Annotated in this window: 19 protein-coding genes; 12 read left to right on the top strand and 7 right to left on the bottom strand. The window is 61.1% G+C overall.

The features are described 5' to 3' along the window. Positions 1-2: 2 nt before the first annotated feature. Entirely contained in the window at positions 3-1,430 is a 1,428-nt protein-coding gene (locus PSH96_RS19430) for an MFS transporter (RefSeq protein WP_305454400.1), read from the bottom strand. A gap of 95 nt (positions 1,431-1,525) precedes the next feature. Here PSH96_RS19430 and PSH96_RS19425 point away from each other — a divergent pair, with 95 nt between their 5' ends. Beyond that, entirely contained in the window at positions 1,526-2,155 is a 630-nt protein-coding gene (locus PSH96_RS19425) for a metalloregulator ArsR/SmtB family transcription factor (RefSeq protein ID WP_305454399.1), read from the top strand. A gap of 291 nt (positions 2,156-2,446) precedes the next feature. On the opposite strand, the gene cynR is transcribed toward PSH96_RS19425, so the two are convergent. Further along, positions 2,447-3,343: a transcriptional regulator CynR gene (gene cynR / locus PSH96_RS19420; protein WP_305460117.1), complete on the bottom strand. Its 897-nt coding sequence runs from the start codon at positions 3,341-3,343 to the stop codon at positions 2,447-2,449. Positions 3,344-3,454: 111 nt separating this feature from the next. Here cynR and PSH96_RS19415 point away from each other — a divergent pair, with 111 nt between their 5' ends. The 3 genes from PSH96_RS19415 (at position 3,455) to PSH96_RS19405 (ending at position 5,889) form a co-directional block, all read left to right on the top strand. Beyond that, positions 3,455-4,096 (top strand): carbonic anhydrase, encoded by a 642-nt coding sequence (locus tag PSH96_RS19415; protein ID WP_305454398.1) that lies wholly within the window; start codon positions 3,455-3,457, stop codon positions 4,094-4,096. Between the two features lie 31 nt (positions 4,097-4,127). After that, the gene (gene cynS, locus PSH96_RS19410) at positions 4,128-4,598 is read left to right on the top strand and encodes a cyanase (protein WP_017136972.1); all 471 of its coding nucleotides are present in this window, start codon (positions 4,128-4,130) and stop codon (positions 4,596-4,598) included. A 67-nt stretch (positions 4,599-4,665) separates the two neighbouring features. Then, on the top strand, positions 4,666-5,889 hold the full coding sequence (locus PSH96_RS19405; protein ID WP_305454397.1) for an amidohydrolase family protein: 1,224 nt from the start codon (positions 4,666-4,668) through the stop codon (positions 5,887-5,889). Here the strand turns inward: PSH96_RS19405 and PSH96_RS19400 are convergent. Continuing rightward, entirely contained in the window at positions 5,868-6,929 is a 1,062-nt protein-coding gene (locus PSH96_RS19400) for an alpha/beta fold hydrolase (protein WP_305454396.1), read from the bottom strand. The genes PSH96_RS19405 and PSH96_RS19400 overlap by 22 nt on opposite strands. A gap of 211 nt (positions 6,930-7,140) precedes the next feature. Between PSH96_RS19400 and msrA the strand changes: the two genes are divergently transcribed. Then, positions 7,141-7,647 carry a peptide-methionine (S)-S-oxide reductase MsrA gene (gene msrA / locus PSH96_RS19395; RefSeq protein ID WP_305454395.1) on the top strand — a complete coding sequence of 169 codons (507 nt, stop codon included), beginning with the start codon at positions 7,141-7,143 and terminating at the stop codon, positions 7,645-7,647. Between the two features lie 164 nt (positions 7,648-7,811). Here msrA and PSH96_RS19390 read toward each other — a convergent pair whose 3' ends face one another. After that, positions 7,812-8,135, bottom strand: a complete 324-nt coding sequence (locus PSH96_RS19390) for a DUF6124 family protein (protein WP_305460115.1) — start codon at positions 8,133-8,135, stop codon at positions 7,812-7,814. A 478-nt stretch (positions 8,136-8,613) separates the two neighbouring features. Beyond that, complete coding sequence (locus PSH96_RS19385; protein WP_305454394.1) at positions 8,614-9,855, bottom strand: acyl-CoA dehydrogenase family protein; 1,242 nt, start codon at positions 9,853-9,855, stop codon at positions 8,614-8,616. 272 nt (positions 9,856-10,127) lie between these two features. Between PSH96_RS19385 and PSH96_RS19380 the strand changes: the two genes are divergently transcribed. The 4 genes from PSH96_RS19380 to PSH96_RS19365 all read left to right on the top strand — a co-directional run bounded on the left by PSH96_RS19380 (position 10,128) and on the right by PSH96_RS19365 (position 12,952). Beyond that, positions 10,128-11,051 (top strand): ABC transporter substrate-binding protein, encoded by a 924-nt coding sequence (locus PSH96_RS19380; protein ID WP_305454392.1) that lies wholly within the window; start codon positions 10,128-10,130, stop codon positions 11,049-11,051. Between the two features lie 138 nt (positions 11,052-11,189). Further along, positions 11,190-11,492, top strand: a complete 303-nt coding sequence (locus tag PSH96_RS19375) for a type II toxin-antitoxin system RelE/ParE family toxin (protein WP_305454391.1) — start codon at positions 11,190-11,192, stop codon at positions 11,490-11,492. 1 nt (position 11,493) lies between these two features. Further along, positions 11,494-11,868, top strand: coding sequence for an addiction module antidote protein (locus PSH96_RS19370; RefSeq protein WP_305454389.1), 375 nt, complete (start codon positions 11,494-11,496; stop codon positions 11,866-11,868). A 133-nt stretch (positions 11,869-12,001) separates the two neighbouring features. Next, positions 12,002-12,952 carry a bifunctional oligoribonuclease/PAP phosphatase NrnA gene (locus PSH96_RS19365; protein ID WP_305454387.1) on the top strand — a complete coding sequence of 317 codons (951 nt, stop codon included), beginning with the start codon at positions 12,002-12,004 and terminating at the stop codon, positions 12,950-12,952. Here PSH96_RS19365 and gudD read toward each other — a convergent pair. Further along, positions 12,921-14,246: a glucarate dehydratase gene (gene gudD, locus PSH96_RS19360; RefSeq protein WP_305454386.1), complete on the bottom strand. Its 1,326-nt coding sequence runs from the start codon at positions 14,244-14,246 to the stop codon at positions 12,921-12,923. The two genes, PSH96_RS19365 and gudD, sit on opposite strands and share 32 nt — an antisense overlap. 18 nt (positions 14,247-14,264) lie before the next feature. Beyond that, positions 14,265-15,626 (bottom strand): MFS transporter, encoded by a 1,362-nt coding sequence (locus PSH96_RS19355; RefSeq protein ID WP_305454384.1) that lies wholly within the window; start codon positions 15,624-15,626, stop codon positions 14,265-14,267. A gap of 350 nt (positions 15,627-15,976) precedes the next feature. Between PSH96_RS19355 and PSH96_RS19350 the strand changes: the two genes are divergently transcribed. The 3 genes from PSH96_RS19350 to PSH96_RS19340 all read left to right on the top strand — a co-directional run bounded on the left by PSH96_RS19350 (position 15,977) and on the right by PSH96_RS19340 (position 18,234). Further along, positions 15,977-16,687, top strand: coding sequence for a FadR/GntR family transcriptional regulator (locus tag PSH96_RS19350; RefSeq protein WP_305454382.1), 711 nt, complete (start codon positions 15,977-15,979; stop codon positions 16,685-16,687). 13 nt (positions 16,688-16,700) lie between these two features. Continuing rightward, positions 16,701-17,396 (top strand): tRNA (adenine(22)-N(1))-methyltransferase TrmK, encoded by a 696-nt coding sequence (locus tag PSH96_RS19345; RefSeq protein WP_305454380.1) that lies wholly within the window; start codon positions 16,701-16,703, stop codon positions 17,394-17,396. Between the two features lie 325 nt (positions 17,397-17,721). After that, complete coding sequence (locus PSH96_RS19340; protein WP_056861201.1) at positions 17,722-18,234, top strand: ATP phosphoribosyltransferase regulatory subunit; 513 nt, start codon at positions 17,722-17,724, stop codon at positions 18,232-18,234. The last annotated feature ends 30 nt before the right edge of the window (positions 18,235-18,264 follow it).

Raw genomic sequence — 18,264 nt, 5'->3', positions numbered from 1 at the left:
GGTCAGGACGGGGTCAATTGCGCCGCCGCAACCTTTACCCGCGTCGCCCGCCGCGCCATTACCCAGGCCAGCACCGGCGCCAGGGTAAACAGGGCAAACAACCAGAGTGCCGCGTTGGCGATGCCGGCATTGCCGGTTGCGTCGTTGATACCCGCCACGTTGGAAATTACCCCGGCCAGTGCCGCGCCCAGGGCCATGGCGAACAATTGCAAGGTGGTGATCGACGCGGCGGCCGTGTCCTTGTCCTGCTCCGATGCCACTTGCAGGATACGCGTCAGCAGGTGCGGCCACCCCAGGCCGATGCCGAAACCGACCAGGAACAGCCCCAGGCAGATCGGCGCCAGCCGCGTCCATTCACCCAGGCTGGCCACCGGCGTGGTGATGGCCAACAGCACCAGCCCGGCGACGATAAACAGCGGCCCCGCGAGGATCGCGCGCTTTGCGCTGCGGCCGCTCCAGCCGGAGCTGAGGATTTCCGACACGGTCCAGCCGGCCGCCATCAGCGCCGCCATGTAACCGGCAACCAGCGGTGATTGGCCATGCAGGTGTTGCAGGAAATACGGCATGAAAATCTCGCTGCTCATGCCGATCACCAGCAGGCAAGTGGTTGCATACAGCGCGCACAGCGGGGCATTGAACTTCAGTGCGTCCTTGGGCAGCAGCCGTATGGTCGCGTTGGATTCGTGGCGGATCAGCGCATACACCAGCACGGCGCACACCGCGATGCCCAGCAGGTTCCAGCTCGGCAGCGCCGAAACGCTGCCTGCGCACACGGCCAGCACGGCGGCTGCCAACAGCACCAGTTGCGGCACCGGCAAGCGGGTCGGCGTGCTCGCCGTGGCGTCGCGTGGCGGTAGCGCGCGGTGGGTGAGCACCATATAAGCAAGACTTATCGGTACCATGGCGCCGAAGGCGAAACGCCAGGCATCCATCTCGGCGAACACGCCACCGACCGCCGGGCCGACCAAGGTAGCCACGCCCCACATGCCCGATACCAGCGCCATCGCCCGCGGCCATAAGCGCTCTTCGAACACCAGTTGGATCATCGAGTAACACAAGGCCAGCAACATGCCGCCGCCCAATCCCTGAATCAAGCGCCCGACCAGCATCACCGGCATGTTCGGCGCCAAGGCGCAGATCAGCACGCCAACCATAAAGATCAGCGTGGCGAGGGTGTATGCCAGTCGTGGGCCGGTACGTTGCAGCAGCTTGGAGGTGAGGGCTGAGCCGAGGATCGAGGCCACCACGTACAGGGTGGTGCTCCACGCATACAGGGCCAGACCGCCGATTTCAGCGACCACCGACGGCAGAATGGTCGTGGCGATATAGGTGTTGGTGGCATACAGCGCAATGCCGCCGGAGAGGGCGATGGAACGGGGGGCATTCTTGCCCCGGAGCAACTCGCTCCAGCTGCTGTCTTGGGTGTGCATCGACGATTCCTTGTGCCGCTGGCAGGCTTGGGTTAATTTGCCAAGTAATTGCTTTGAATATTGCGACGAGGCTGTTTATTTTGTCAAGAAATGACTTGGAATATTCGCCGGTGTCGCCGGCGGATCGTTTGCTGCACCTGCTCAAGACCCGTGGGCCACAATTGGCCAGTGATGCCGGTGAGTTCCTCGGCACCACCGGTGAAGCGGCACGCCAGCAGTTGGTGAAGCTGGCCGCCAGTGGGTTGGTCGAGGCCCGCTCCGAAGTGCGTGGGGTAGGGCGCCCGACCCAGGTCTGGCAGCTCACGGCGGCGGGGCACGCGCGCTTCCCCGACACCCATTCCGAACTCACCGTGCAACTGTTGCAGACCGTGCGCGAGACCTTTGGTGAAGAGGCTATCGAGCGTTTGATCGACGTGCGCGAGCGCCAGACCCAGGCGTTGTATGAACGTGAGATGCAAGGCGTCAGCGGCCTCAAAGCGCGGGTCGAAAAGCTCGCGGCACTGCGCACGCGTGAAGGTTATATGGCCCAATGCAGCGAGCAGCCGGACGGCGCCCTGATCCTGGTGGAGAACCACTGCCCGATCTGCGCAGCGGCGACCGCGTGCCAAGGGTTTTGCCGCGCAGAATTGCAGGTGTTCGAGCAGGTGTTGCGTGCCAAGGTCGAGCGCGTGGAGCATATCCAGTTGGGCGCTCGGCGGTGTGCTTATCGGATTGCTCAGGTTTGAGAACAGCCGTCGATCAAAGGTGGGAGCTGGCTTGCCTGCGATAGCCATTGGTGTCTACACACCTATTGAAGGTGTCCACATTCCCCTGTGGCGAGCGGGCTTGCCCCGCGTTGGGCTGCGAAGCAGCCCTGAAATCAGGCGCTGCGTTTTTTCAGAAAGAACGCGGTGGCGTTACTGGGGCCGCTGCGCAGCCCAACGCGGGGCAAGCCCGCTCGCCACAACAGCCCGTTCAGCCTGTCGCAGCGGTGCGACGATTCGACAAGCCAGCTTCCACCTTTAATCGGCGGCGTTCTAACGTTCGCCTTCTCCTAGTGCTACCGCCACCTCCTTGGCCACCTCGATAAACGCCCGCGCCGCCGCACTCTGGTACACCCCTTTGCGCTGCATCAACACCGCCGTGCGCTGCAACCGTTGCGGCCCCAGTTCAATCGCGGCCAACTCGGGATGCGCCCGTGCAATCGCGGCCGGTAATAGCGTCGACAGTGTGGTCCGGCGCACCACCTCGATCAATGCGCCAATCACATTGGCCTCCATCACCACGCGCGGGCGGATGCCGTGTTGGTTGCAGTAGCGGTCTATCTGCTCGCGGGTGGCGAACGCCTTGCTGAGCAAGATCAGCGATTCGCCATTCAGCGCCTGCAACCCGATGGCAGCCTCGCCTGCCAGCGGGTGTTGGTTGCCGACCACCAACGCCAGGGTTTCCACCAGCAGGGGATAGCTGTCGATGTCGGGCGCGTGCACTTGATCAAAGGCGATGCCCACATCCAGTTCGTCAGCCAGCAGCTGGTTTTCCATCTGCTCCTGGGCGACTTCGCGCACGTTCAAGGTGATGTTTGGGTAGCGGCGGTGGAAGGCTTCCACCAGCGGCCCCACCAGGTAGGTGGTGAAGGTGGGCGTGACGGCAATCCTCAGCGTCCCACGGCTCAAATCACCCACGTCATGAATCGCACGCTGGCCTTCCTGCAGTTCCTGCGCCGCCCGTAACGCATAGCGCAGGTAAACCACCCCCGCGTCGGTCAGACGCGTCTTGCGCCCTGAGCGGTCAAACAACTGGGCGCCGAGGCTCTCCTCCAACTGCCGTACTTGCTGCGACAGCGCCGGCTGCGAGACATGCAGGGCCGTCGCCGCCTTGGTAAAGCCCTGATGCTCTGCGACAGCAAGGAAGTAGTGGATATGGCGCGCCAGCATGCTTGTACTCATAAGATTATCTGATGTGCTTGATCATATATGAGACTTTTACCTTATTTAAGTGGCTGCGTAACCTTTGCTTCATCGCATCGCGAACCAAAGGAGTCACCCATGCAAGACATCATCGACGGTTTCCTGAAGTTTCAACGTAACGCCTTCCCCGAGCGTGCCGGCCTGTTCAAAGACCTGGCCAACCAGCAGAGCCCACGGGCACTGTTCATCTCCTGCTCCGACAGCCGCCTGGTGCCGGAACTGGTCACGCAGCGCGAGCCGGGCGACCTGTTCGTGATCCGTAACGCCGGCAATATCGTGCCGTCCTATGGCCCCGAGCCGGGCGGTGTGTCGGCCTCGGTGGAATACGCCGTCGCCGCCCTGCAAGTCAGCGACATCGTGATCTGCGGCCATTCCGATTGCGGCGCCATGACCGCCATCGCCACCTGCAAATGCCTGGACCACATGCCCGCCGTGGCCGGCTGGTTGCGCTACGCCGACTCCGGCCGGGTGGTCAACGAGGCCCGCCAGCATGTCGACCAGCACGCCAAAGTCGCCTCCATGGTGCGCGAAAACGTCATCGCGCAATTGGCCAATATCCAGACGCACCCTTCAGTGCGCCTGGCTCTCGAAGAAAAACGCGTAACCCTGCATGGCTGGGTCTACGACATCGAAAGTGGCTGCATCCAGGCCTTCGATGGCCTCACTGGCCAGTTCGTAGCCCTTGCCGACAACCCGACCGCGCGCGCCGTTTCCTACTAACACCCGACTTTTTACCCACGGAGATAACCCCATGATCCAGTCGCAAATCAGCCAGACCACTCGCCTTGCCCTGACCGACGTCATCCTCTTGGCCAAAGCCCGCAAAGACCTGTCGTTCGCCCAGATTGCCGAAGGCACCGGCCTGCACGAAGCCTTCGTCACCGCCGCCTTGCTCGGCCAGCACCCACTGCCGGCCAGCGCCGCTCAAGCCGTTGCCGACACCCTGGGCCTGGATGCGGATGCCGTGCTCCTGCTGCAAACCATCCCGGTGCGCGGCAGCATCGGCAACGGCGTGCCGACCGACCCGACCATCTACCGCTTCTACGAAATGATCCAGGTCTATGGCACCACGCTCAAGGCGCTGGTCCACGAGAAGTTTGGCGACGGCATCATCAGCGCGATCAACTTCAAGCTGGACGTCAAAAAGGTTGAAGACCCGGACGGTGGCTCCCGCGCCGTGATCACCCTGGATGGCAAATACCTGCCGACCAAACCGTTCTGATCAGCTGAGTAACGGCCCGGCGCTGCAAGGCGCTCGGGCCACGGCAGCAATATTGAGGGTCGCAGTTATGGATTTGATCTTTCGTCATGTACGCATCGACGATGCACAGCCGCTGATGGATGTGGCAGTCAATAACGGCAAGATCATCGAGATCGCGCCGAACATTTCAGCCCACGCCCGGCAGGAAATCCAGGGCCACGGCAACGTGCTGATACCGGCTTTTGTCGAAGGGCACCTGCACCTGGAAAAAGCCCATGTCATGCACCGCAAGGCCAACCGTTCGGGCACGCTGAAAGAGGCGATTGCCGTCACGGCCGGCCTCAAACCCACCTTGACCCGCGACGACATCCTCGAGCGCTCCACTCAAGTACTGCGCGACCTGGTGCAAGCCGGCACTACCCACGTGCGCGCCCACGCCGAGTTCGACCCCGAGCAAGGGTTTACCGGCTTTGATGTGGTGCTGGAGTTGCGCGACAAACTACGCGACGTGATCGATATCCAGGTGGTCGCCTTTCCACAGGAAGGCATTCTGAAGCTACCGGGCATGCAGGCCATGATGGTCGAGGCCATGGAGAAGGGCGCCGACGTGGTGGGTGGCATTCCCTACAACGACAGCTCGGCGCACGCACACATCGACTATGTGTTCAGCCTGGCCCAGCGTTACGACAAGGATATCGACTTCCACCAGGATTTTGCCGACAACGCCGAGCACATGAGCATTGAATACCTGGCTCGCAAGACCATTGAACACGGCTATCAAGGCCGTGTGTGTGTCGGGCACCTGACCAGCCTGGGCGCCGTACCTGTGCACAAACAGCACGAAATCATCGCGCTGATCCGCGAGGCCGGCATCAGCGTAATGTGCCTGCCCGCCACCGACCTGCACCTTGGCGCACGCAACGATGGTCACAACGTGCGCCGCACCCTGACGCCGGTGCGAGCCCTGCGTGATGGCGGCGTGAATGTGTGCCTGGCCACCAACAATATCCGCAACGCGTTCACCCCGTTTGGCACCGGCGACTTGCTCAATATTGCGCAGTTGGCCATTCCCGCCTGCCACTTGGGCGGAGCGGATGATCAGGCCACGGTGTTGCCGATGCTCACGAGCAACCCGGCTAAAGCCTTGGGGCTTAAGCACTATGGGTTGGCACCGGGCAAGGCGGCGGATCTGGTGTTGTTGGATACGCAAGCGGTGGGGGATGTGATTCTTGATCTGCCCGCGCGTCTGATGGTGCTTAAGCGCGGGAAGAGTGTGGCGACGTCGGTGTGTCAGCGGTCGGTGATTTTCTGATCCTGCGTACTCAGCCTGCCCAGAAACCCAGTAATCAACCCCACCACCTGCTGCTGAATCAGCGCCCGTGGGCGCCCACCCTCGCCATCGCGGCAGATCATGCCATCGCCCGGCGAGCTTTCCTCAATCAACACGATCGCTCCCGGTTTGCAGATCGACATAAAGCTGAAGTGCGTGGCGTCGCTGATTTCCACGTACTGCGTCGAGGCTTTTGGCAGGCGCTTGACCAGGTTGGCGGATTCCAGGTTGGGGTCCATATCCTCGGTTGGCACGCCACCTGCGATAACCAGCGCAGGCACCTTGAATGCCGCCAGGCTGGCGTCGGTCATGCCGCGTGACAGGCCCAGGTCCAAAGACACGATGGCAGTGACGCGCTTGTCGCTCAAGTCCGCGGCCAGCCGGGCTTTGCCTTCAGCCGTCGCGGCGGGGTTCATCTCATGGTAGCCGATGCAACCGCCCAGTTTTGGGTGCGCTGCGCAGTCACGGGCGAACAGGTCAGGATCGAAGCGCGCGCCGGCGATTTCCAGTGCGGTCCAGCCGCCGAGGGAATGGCCGACGGCGACAATCTGTTGGTTCGCCACTGCGCCAAACTGCTTGGGTTGAGCCAGCACGGCGTCGATAGCGCGGCTCAGGTCTGCCGGTCGCTGCCATAGCTGCGCGGCGGCTTGCGGGTTGCGGTCCTTGGTGGTGGTGCCGGGGTGGTTCACCGCCGCGACGATATAGCCTTTGTGCGCCAATGCGCTGGCCAGCCACACCTGCTTGCCCCAGTTGCCGCCGTAACCGTGGGACAGCACCACCAGCGGATGCTCGCCCGCAGCCGGTGTTGCGTCGGGCACAGCGAGGGCGCCGATGAAGACCGCGTTGTCGGCGATCAGCGTGGGTTTGGCCGTGGTGGTAGCGGGGTACCACACCACCAGCTCCAGTGGGCGGTTGTTGTGCGCATCGGGCAGGGTGGTGGTTTTGAAACCGACCGAGCTTTCGTCGGCGAAAGCGGGGGCGGCCAGGCAGAGCAGGAACAGCGCGCGTAGAGCGGTTTTCATTGTTGTTATCGTCCTTGATTTAGGTGGCGAATCATCACCTGAAACACTGTGGTCTGCACATCCCCTGTTTGCAGTTAATAGCCGACCCGTTGGGGATCGTTTCGCTAGCCCGTTCGTCTGTCGGCCTTGCCCGAGATTAATCGCCTGTCCCACCTTGGTATTGGCCAACCCAGCCCCATAACTACCCTCGTATCCACTGAGGGCGCAGACCATGACCAACCCAACCGAAACCGCCATCCTTGCCGGCGGCTGCTTCTGGGGCATGCAAGACCTGTTGCGGCGCTACCCTGGCGTGCTGCAAACGCGCGTCGGCTACACCGGCGGCGATGTGCCGAATGCCACGTACCGCAACCACGGCAACCACGCCGAAGCCATCGAGATCGTGTTTGACCCGGCGGTGATCAGTTATCGGCAGATACTGGAGTTCTTTTTCCAGATCCATGACCCGAGCACGCCTAACCGCCAGGGCAATGACACTGGGCCAAGCTATCGCTCGGCGATTTATTATTTGAGTGAACAGCAGCGCGATATTGCCGAAGATACGGCGGCCGACGTGGACGCGTCGAAGCTGTGGCCCGGTCGAGTGGTCACCGAGATAGAGCCGGCAGGGCCGTTCTGGGAGGCGGAGCCTGAGCACCAGGATTATCTGGAGCGGATACCGAATGGGTACACCTGCCATTTTATTCGGCCGAACTGGACGTTGCCGAAGCGGGCTTGAGGGTTCGTAAGGCGTGAGCCCTGCGCCAATCCAAACTGTGGGAGCTGGCTTGCCTGCGATTACGGTGTGTCAGTCAATAAATGAGTTAACTGATCCTCCGCCATCGCGGGCAAGCCCGCTCCCACATTAGCCTTGTGTTGCCTGGTGCTCAGCGATCATCACCGTTAGCTGGCGGCCTCGCGCTCCAGCAGCGTGTCCATCAGCAACACCCCCAACTCACTCAACTGGTGAATCGCCAGCGCCACGTCGCGCTGTTTTCCGGTCAAGTCTTCTGACAGGTCGAGCAGCAAGGCGGTGACCGAGGAAAAGGTTTCGTAGCTGTTGGTGATCAGGGTTTCGCTGCTGGCGTCGGCGGCGACGTTGAACAGCGCAGGCGGTGACAAGGCCGGGTCGGCTTTTGGATTGAGGTAGTGATCTATCGCGCGATGTGCGGCCTGATTGAGTTTCAGGTCCGGTTCGCTTGGAGGGTTCGGCGTTATTTTGAACATCATGTAATTCCTGAATGGGGCCGACACCCTTTCGCTACTACACAAAGAGGGTGGCAGCTGTACGCAGGTTAGTAGACCGGGGAATTACACAAAGCCGGCGCGCCCGAAGGCGCCCTACGCACAGCCACCATCAGGCACAGACAGGAACGTCTGATAGATGAAGCTCATGCACCAAGTGTAATTAACCCCAGGGCTACTAAACCCGATCACTGAATTGTCAGCGACCGAGCAACCTTAGAGACGCCCACCACAGCGCACAAGCCGGCGGATTCTGACGCAAGCGTAGGCAAGGGAGCAAGGCGCTGTGGCTTCGGACTTTCCTGTTTCAGGCTTCGTTGTAGGACATGAGCCTTACGCCGAACAAAATGTGGGAGCTGGCTTGCCTGCGATTACGGTGTGTCAGTCAATAAATGAGTTAACTGATCCTCCGCCATCGCGGGCAAGCCCGCTCCCACAGGGTTCTGGGTTGGTGGGTTGATCAGGCTTTGGCTACGCCCACACGCCACTGCGCGGGCGGCAGCAACCCATTCACCAGGTAATTACCGACGATCCGCGACTTGTACACCCGCGGGTTATGGTTCGCCAATGTGCGCGCATTGCGCCACAGCCGGTCCAGCGCCTTGTCGCTGGCCGTGGCACTGGCGCCCAGTGCGTCAAACAACCCGGTGGTCGCCGCCAGTGTTGCATCCACCACCGGATTGACCGCCAGGCACACCTCCAACTCCGCCAACGCAACCTGCGAGTCGTCATCCTGCAGCGGCTGGTCTTGCGCAATCACATACTGCGCCGTCTGATCCAGGCGCTGCGCCGCGTGCTGGGTGATGGCCTGGGCGGCGTAGGCTTGGCTGGCGACTTCGCCAATCACTTGCAGCAACTGCACATCCTGGGCGGCGGTGTCGGCGTTGCCGGTGGTGAAGGTGCGGGCGCGCTGGCTGAGTTCTGCGGCGCCACTGAGTGCGGCGCGGCGGGCGATGCCGGCCAGGGTAGCAAGGTGGTAGATCTGGTAGAACGATTGGCCATAGGCGAAGCGTTGGGTGGTGGGGCGCACATCGTCATCCACCACCGGCGCGTTGTCGAAGAGGCAGGTGCCGCTGGCGGTGAGGCGTTGGCCGAAGCCGTTCCAGTCGTCGATGATCTGCACGCCGGGCGCCTTGAGGTCGACCACCAGGCTGTACACCACGCCGTCCTCGCCGGTGGCCACGGTGTTGATCAGGTCACTGTAGAGCGCGCCGGTGGTGTAGAACTTTTTGCCGCTGATGCGCAGTGTGCCGTCGCTGTGGCGGTGCAGGCGCGTGCCGAAATCGCCACGGGCCTGGTTGCCGACTTCGGTGCTGCCTGGGGAAAGCAGAGCGCCCTGGCCGAGGCGGTCGAGCCATTGGGCGCGCCAGTCGCGGTCTTTGGCGCACAGCACGTCTTCGCAAAATCCAAAATGCCCGCGCAGGGCCTGGGTGATGTTGGAGTCGGCAGCGGAAAGCTCTGTCAGCAGCGCCAGCAGTTCAGCGAAGCTCGCACCTTGCCCGCCGCAACTGGCGGGCAATCGCCAGCGTGGCAAACCCAGTGCGTTGAGTTGTTGGATGACCGCCGCCAGGCTGGCGCGTGTCTGGTCCGCCTCGGCAGCTTGCGCAAGTATCTGCGCAAACAACGGGCGAAAGGGCGCGGCCAGTTGTTCGTAACGGGCGGAGGGCGCAGTGCCCCAGGTATTCAAAATGGGTGTCGACATGCAATGGACCTTGCAGAAAGGGTTTCAGGCGCGGGGTCCAGTGGTCTGGTGGCGTCACCCTAACTCAGTGGGCAGCAAATTTTTAATACGAAAAATAGCTAACCCACTGTGCTGCGGTTCTATCGATAGTGCACAACAGTATTAAACCCGGCGCTTTTATTGCGTTAGCTTCTACGGGCGCCACGCTCGGCGACCGCCAAAACCCTTCTCTCATTGCCAGACTGCACGCCCACAGATGGTTGAGTCAGCCATTAACTGTGTGGATTCCTTCTATGATCAATCGTTGTAACTTGCTCGCCGTGCTGGGCCTGGCCTCGCTGACACTGCACGGCCCATCGGCGTGGGCGGCAGAACCGCAGACCCTGACGGTGGGCGATCAGTTCTTCTCCAATCGCATCGTCCTGGAGCTGTCCGGCGAGCTGAAAGACTTGCCGTATAAAATCGACTTCAAGCGCTTCAACACGGGCTCCCCGGTGGCCTCGGCGGTCGCCAGCGGCGCGCTGGACGTGGGCATTGTCGGCGACACCCCGGTGATCAGCCTCGCCGCCAATGGCGCGCCGGTCAAAGTGGTTGCCAGCACCCAGACCAGCCTCGATGGCGTGGGCATTGTGGCGCGCAAAGGCATCCATTCGGTTGCCGAGCTAAAGGGCAAAACGGTGGCGATCTGGAACGGTTCGTGGAGCCAGCAACTGGCCTACAAAGCCTTGGACGAGGCCGGTGTGCCGCGCACCAGCGTGACCTTCAAATACTTGCTGCCGGCCGAAGCCAGCCTGGCGCTGAGTCAGGGCGACATTGATGCCTTCGGCACCTGGGAACCCTACGTGTCGTTGCAGGAGAAAGAGGGCAGCACCCTGATCCGCAATGCCAAGGGCCTGATGAGCGCGCCGACCTACATTGTTGCGTATGAGCCGGCGCTGGCGCAGAAACGCGCGATTATCAAAGATTTTGTGGCGCGTCTCACCCGTGCGCGGGTGTGGAGCAGCAGCCACGTTGATGAGTATGCCCAGGCGTGGTCGAAGGCCAACCAATCCGCACCGGAGATTGCCAAGGTGTGGTTCAAGCGTGATGCGATCAAGGTGCTGCCGATCTCCCCGACCATTGTCGGCGAAGCCCAGGCCACGGCGGATTTCCTGGTGGATGCGCAGATGCTCAAACAGCATTACGACGTGACGCCGTTGTTTGATCAGGCCCTTTAAACGCGGACGAAACACGCGCTAATAGTCTCGAACGCCTGTTGATACGGGGCTGAGCTAGGTTTTTTTATTCCGGTTGGGGCCGGAATAAAAAATTCACTAGCATCAGTATGGAGTAGCCAGTAGGCTACAGGTGAGACCTTGATTAATTTAATCGGCAGGACGCCGGAGTTTGATACATGGCTCGACGGTATGAAGGACCTATGGGGCAAAACGGCGGTGCTGACTCGCCTGGACCGCGCCGAAGAAAACAATTTCGGCGATTGCGAGCCGGCCGGTGACGGCCTGAGTGAAATGCGTGTATTCGTCGGGCCTGGCTACAGAATTTACTTTGTACGCACAGGCATCACGGCCTACCTGATGCTATGGGGCAGTGATAAAACCGACCAAAAAAGAGGCATACAGCGGGCAAAAGAGATTCTCGATGCCCTGAGAGGTAGATGAAATGAGCAACTCGACATTCAAACCCGAGGACATGCCGATCCTCGATCTGGATACATCCGGCACCAGCGTCTACGAAGCGTCGCGCTTCCTCGACAACCCGGAAATTATCAGTGCTTATCTGGCGCAAAGCATGAAGTCCCAGGACCCGCAGATCCTCATGAAGGCGCTGGCTGAAGTTACCAAGGCCCAGGGTGTGAATAAAGTGGCCGAGGCGGCGGGGGTCAATCGCGAGAGCCTGTATAAAACCCTGAAGGGCGGCTCCAAAACACGTTTTGAAACGATCAAGAAGCTGATGCTGGCGTTAGGCGTTGAGCTGACGGTGCAGCCCGTTGCGGCGAGCGCGAGCAAAAAAATGCCACGGCACAACGGGCAATAATCATCAACTGTCAGTTTTCACAGTATCTTTCTCCTTGCAGTCATGGTCTTGTCATACGCTGATGCGAATTCGCCTCAGCCAATAATCAATTGGCACCTGACTAGCCTGGGTTTTACTTCAAGGAGATTGAATCATGAGGGTAGTGACCTCAGGCTCTGCTTACCTGGATATTGACGCGTACGCCTGCTGCATTGCCTACGCCGAGCTGCTCAATCACCAAGGTATACATGCGCGGGCGGTCAGCAGTGCGCCGCTCAATTTCAGCATCTGCGCCAGTGTGCTTGGCTGGAAGGCTTCGCTGGACGATTACCGGCCCGGGGCCGACGATGAGTTCGTGTTGGTGGATGTTTCCGACCCCCATCATTTCGACCCGATCGTAGTACTCGATCAGGTACGCGAAGTGATTGACCACCATCCAGGCTTTGAAATCCACTGGGCGCAAAAGCTGGGTGCGGATGCCGAAATCCGCCCAATTGGTGCCGCGGCAACGCTGGTCTTCCAGCGCTGGGAAAGGTCCGGCCTGCTGCCGAAGATGAGCCGGCACAGCGCTGCGTTGTTGGCCACGGCGATTCTGGACAATACCCTGAATTTCACCGGTAAAATGATCGCATCCCTGGATATCTGGGCCTACGAGGTGCTGGCGCGGCGGGCGGGGCTGACGGCGGATTGGCCGCAGCGTTATTTCAGCGAATGCCAGGCTGCGATCGAAGCCGACCTTGAGGTCGCCCTGGCGGCTGATATGAAACACATGACGGCCACGCGCAACTTGCCGCAACTGATCGCGCAAATGACGGTGTGGGATGCGCAGGGGTTGCTCCAGCGGCATCACGCAGCCATTGAGCTATGGCTGGCGGCGCAAGGTGAGGACTGGCTGTTGAACGCCATCAGCATCCGCGAGCGCAAGAGCTATTGGCTGGCGGGGCCTTTGCCCAGCCAGCAAAAGCTGAGCCTTTTGCTGGCGGTCCACTGGCAAGGTGCACACGCAGTGCTGGGGCGTGCGATGCAGCGCAAGGAGCTGCTGAAGCTGGCCCTGGCTGCCGCAAGCCCGGATCTCAACGTACGAGGCAAGGCCGTTTGTTGTTGAAGGCCCAGCCTGGAATCAAAAACTGCATCGCCACGCTGTCGTCCCGCGCCCCGAGGCCCATGCCTTTGTACAGCTCGTGGGCCTTGGCCACGGCGTCCATGTCGATCTCCACGCCCAGGCCCGGTTTGCTGGGCACCTTCACGTAGCCACCCTCGATTTTCAGCGGTTCCCTGGTCAAACGTTGGCCGTCCTGCCAGATCCAGTGGGTGTCGATCGCGGTGATGTCGCCCGGTGCGGCGGCGGCCACCTGGGTGAACATCGCCAGGGAAATATCAAAGTGGTTATTGGAGTGCGAACCCCAGGTCAGGCCCCACTCATTGCACATCTGTGCCACGCGAACGGAGCCTTGCATCGTCCAGAAGTGCGGGTCGGCCAGGGGAATATCCACCGATTGCAGCTGGATCGCGTGGCCCATTTCACGCCAGTCGGTGGCGATCATGTTGGTCGCGGTTTTAAGCCCGGTGGCACGGCGGAATTCAGCCATGACTTCGCGGCCCGAGTAGCCGTTTTCTGCGCCACAGGGGTCTTCGGCGTAGGCCAGCACGTGGTGCTGGTCGCGGCACAGGCGGATGGCTTCTTTCAATGACCATGCGCCGTTCGGGTCGAGGGTGATGCGTGCATCCGGGAAGCGCTCGGCCAAGGCCGTCACCGCTTCGATTTCTTCATCGCCACTCAATACGCCGCCTTTGAGTTTGAAGTCGTTGAAGCCGTATTTGGCTTTGGCGGCTTCGGCCAGGCGCACCACGGCCTCGCTGGTCAGGGCCTTTTCATGGCGCAGGCGGAACCACTCGTCATCGGCGTCCGCCTCGTTGCGGTAGGCCAGGTCAGTGGCCGTGCGATCACCCACGTAGAACAGGTAGCCGAGCATTTTTACCGCGTCACGCTGTTGGCCTTCGCCCAGCAGGGCGGCGATGGGCACTTCGAGGAATTGACCGAGCAGGTCGAGCAGGGCGGCTTCCATGGCGGTGACGGCGTGGATGGTGATGCGCAGGTCGAAGGTTTGCAGGCCACGGCCGGCGGCGTCCCTTGATGCAAAAGAGGTGCGCATCTGGTTGAGGATGCGCTGGTACTGGCCGATGGGTTGGCCGATCACCAGGCTGCGGGCGTCTTCCAGGGTCTGGCGGATACGTTCGCCGCCGGGCACTTCACCCACACCGGTGTTGCCCGAACTGTCCTTGAGGATGACGATATTGCGAGTAAAAAATGGCCCATGGGCGCCGCTCAGGTTCAGCAGCATGCTGTCGTGGCCGGCGACGGGAATGACGTGGAAATGGGTGACGACGGGCGTGGTCATGGCAGGATCCTAATAAGCTTAAAGAGGTTTGCTGATAGCGGTGCCTGTTGCTGCAACGCTCGGCGGCGCCAGCACGGCAGAAGGCGAAGTCTTGGCAAAAAACACCAGGATCGCCGCCAGCACCGAGGTGCCGGCCAGGCCATACAGGCCGCCCTGGATGGAACCGGTGGTCTGCTCCAGAAAGCCGAAGGTGGTGGGGGCCACGAAGCCGCCCAGGTTGCCGATGGAATTGATCAGCGCGATCACGGCAGCAGCAATGCGCACATCCAGGTAACCCTGTGGGATTGGCCAGAACAGCGAGGATGCGGACTTGAACCCGATGGCCGCAAAGCAGATCGCGACAAAGGCGAAGACTGGCCCGCCGGTGGTGGACATGAACATGCCGGCGGCGGCAATCAGCAAAGCGGCGGCAACCCAGGCTTGCTGGAACTTGAACTTGCCCGACAGCGCGGCGAAGGCGTACATGGCGATGATCGAGATCAGCCACGGGATCGAGTTGAAGAAGCCGACCTGCACGTCGCTTAAATCGCCCATCTTCTTGATGATGCTCGGCAGCCAGAAGGTCGCGGCGTAGATCGTCAGCTGGATGCAGAAGTACAAGGCGCAGAACAGCAGGATCTGCCGGTCTTTCAGCAGCTTGGCAATGGTCGGTTTGACCGTGGTCAGCGCCTCACGCTCGCGCTGTTCCTGGTCGATGGCGCCCACCAGCGCGTCCTGTTCTTCACGGGTGAGCCATTGGGCGTCGTGGGGTTTGGAGTCGAGCCAGAACCACACGAAGAAGCCCAGTGCCACGGAGGCCAGGCCTTCGATGGCAAACATCCATTGCCAGCCGTGAAACCCGAACCCTTCTATTTGCAACAGCGCCCCCGACAGCGGGCCGGAGATCAGCGACGCAACCGCCGAGCCACTGAGGAAGATGGCGATGGCTTTACCGCGTTCCACGCCGGGCAGCCAGCGGGTGAAGTAGTAGATCACCCCTGGGAAAAACCCCGCCTCGGCCACGCCCAGCAGAAAGCGCAGGATGTAGAACTGGGTTTCGTTCTGGATAAACGCCATCAGCGTGGCGACGATGCCCCAGGTGAACATGATGCGAGTCAGCCAGATACGCGCACCGACCTTTTGCAGCAGCATGTTGGAGGGCACTTCAAAGAGCGCGTAGCCAATGAAAAACAGCCCGGCGCCCAGGCCATAGGCGGCCGCGCCGATGCCCAGGTCATGCTCCATGTGCGTGCGCACAAAGCCGATATTGACCCGGTCGATGTAGTTGAGGATGAACATGATCACGAACAGTGGGAGCACGTGGCCCTTCACTTTGCTCACGGCGCGCGTGAGGACCGAATCACTGTCTGGAGCGGCAGATGCGTGGCTTGAATTGTTCACAATTGAAAAACTCCCCCTGATTTATTTTTATGCGGGTTTGCGTGTTTTGTTGCCAGACATCATACAAGTGGTTTTCTTGGGTTCGCAATGTGGCTGCCACTGTTTTTGTTCTTATAAGGCGGCTGATCGGGTGTGTATTTTGGTTATTTGGCTAGCGTTTGCTGGATATTTTGATCGTGCGTCGATGGGGTTAACGTACATTTCACCTCGACGCACGGCTCGTGAAGACTGGCGATTCAAGCACCGTTAAGATTGGTTGTCATACAAGTTGGGGGTTTTATGAATCAAGCCTGCGCGTACTCGGGGCAGGGTGTTAAGCTCCCCGCAGCCAACCCCGTGGACCCATAGTGATGCCCATTGAAAGCGCAAACCCTGTGCGTAAACGTTCCAATAACCTCGCCCAAGGCGTGGTCGAGGCGCTGACCCAGCGCATCCTGCTGGGCCAGCTCAAGCCCGGTGAGAAGTTGCCGTCCGAGTCCAGCATCGTGCTGGAACATGGCGTGAGCCGCACAGTGGTGCGCGAGGCGATCTCCAAGCTGCAGGCGTCGGGGCTGGTGGAGACGCGTCACGGCATCGGCACCTTTGTGCTGGTGCAACACGGCCAGCAAGGTTTGCGCTTGCATGTGGACACGGTCGCCAGCGTGCGTAACATGCTCGAGCTGCGCCTGGGCCTGGAGGTGCAAGCCGTGGCGTTGGCCGCGCTGCGCAGGAGCGACGAACAGCTCGCCCACATGCGCCAGGCGCTGGACGATTACCAGGCTTCGCTGGCCAGCAACGACAGCTGTGTGGACGAGGACAAACGCTTTCATCAACTGATTGCCGAGGCCACCGGCAATACCTTTTTTACCGAAATCATGCTGCACCTGGGCAATGCGATGATCCCGCGCACCCAGGTCAAGGGCGTCGAACGCGGCGGCGCCGACTTCGCCAAGCTGGGGCAGTTGGCGAACCTGGAGCATGAGGCGATCTTCAATGCCATCAAACGCCAGGACCCGGACGCGGCGCGTGCCGCCATGGTGCTGCACCTGACCAACAGCCGGGACCGGTTTTCCGGGGAATGACAAGGAACCACCGTTGAACGAACACACATTGTCCATGCGCCTGGAGCGCGTGGCCGCCAACGTGCCCGTCGGCGCGCACCTGGCCGACATCGGCTCGGACCACGGCTACCTGCCGGTGGCCTTGATGCGCCGTGGCGTGATCACGGCCGCAGTGGCGGGGGAAGTGGCGACCACGCCCTTTCACGCAGCCCAACGCACCGTGCGCGATAATGGCCTGGAGCAGCACATCAGCGTGCGCCTGGCCGATGGCTTGGCGGCGATTGAAGCGGGCGACGGGATCACCGCGATCAGCGTCTGTGGCATGGGCGGCGAAACGATCTGCGACATCCTCGACAACGGCAAGATGCACCTCAGCGGCCAGGAACGCCTGATCCTGCAGCCTAATGGTGGCGAGCAACCCCTGCGCCAATGGCTGATGGACAATGGGTATCGCATCCTTTGCGAAGAGTTGCTGCGGGAAAACCGCTTTTACTATGAAATCATCGTGGCCGAGCGCGCAGGGCCAGTGGCCTACACCGATGAGCAGTTGTACTTTGGCCCGCTGCAAATGCAAGCCCGCAGCCCGGAGTTCCTGGCCAAGTGGCAGCGGATGCTGCGCCAGAAGCACAAGACCCTGGCCAGTTTTGAGCAGGCACGCCAAGCAGTGCCGGAGCAAAAACTGCAAGAGATTGCCCGGCAGGCGCGCTGGATTACTGCGCTGCTGGCGTGAAGTGACTTGTAACTTTTCCTACGGGTGTGCAAGGATCTGCCCATGACTCAATTTTCGCACAGCAACCGCCATCATCCCCACGGACCTTCCTTCAGGTGCCGTGGTTGCTTGCGCTCACTGATTGACCAGCCCCGCTGATCACTCAATGAACCCCACCCAAGGCGCCTATGGCGCCTTTTTTATTGCCTGCAAACACTGGAGATTCAACCCATGACAATGCTACGTGGAACCCGAATGGTCACCGGCAAAGAAGCCGCAACGATGCGTGAAGTAGAAGGCCGTTTCCGGAGCTACCTTCATCGAAGCGGGCGCTGAAGAAGTCATCGTGCCGGCCCTGTGGGGCCAGGACACGTTTATCGAAAAAGCCGGCGGCAGCGAAATCATTGGGCAGATGTGGGCCTTTGATGACAAGGCGGGCCGCCAGTGTTGCCTGATCCCGGAAGCCACCGCGTTGTTCCAGGAGCGCAACGCTGCGTTGCTCGACGGCCGCGAGGCGGCGATGTTTTTCTACGTGGCGCGGTGTTACCGGTATGAGCGACCGCAAGCCGGTCGTTATCGTGAGTTTACCCAGTTGGGGCTGGAGATTCTCAGCCCTGACCCCGGGTTGGCGTTGCAGCGCAGCCAAGCCCTATGCACCGGGTTTCTCGACACACTGGGGCTCGACTATGCGCTGAACCTGGCCGTGAAACGTGGGCTGAGTTACTACCTTGAGGGCAACGGTTTCGAGGTGCGCTGCCCGACATTGGGTGCGCAACAGCAAGTGGTGGGTGGCGGGGCGTACCGTGAAGGTGCGGGCTTCGGTATCGGGCTTGAACGGTTGGTGCTGGCGTTGGCGTGAAGCGCCCGGCGCCTCCCAGTGGGAGGCGCC

Source organism: Pseudomonas sp. FP2338, from assembly GCF_030687515.1.
Lineage (GTDB): Bacteria > Pseudomonadota > Gammaproteobacteria > Pseudomonadales > Pseudomonadaceae > Aquipseudomonas > Aquipseudomonas salomonii.
This window is presented reverse-complemented; position numbering and strand designations above follow the sequence as displayed.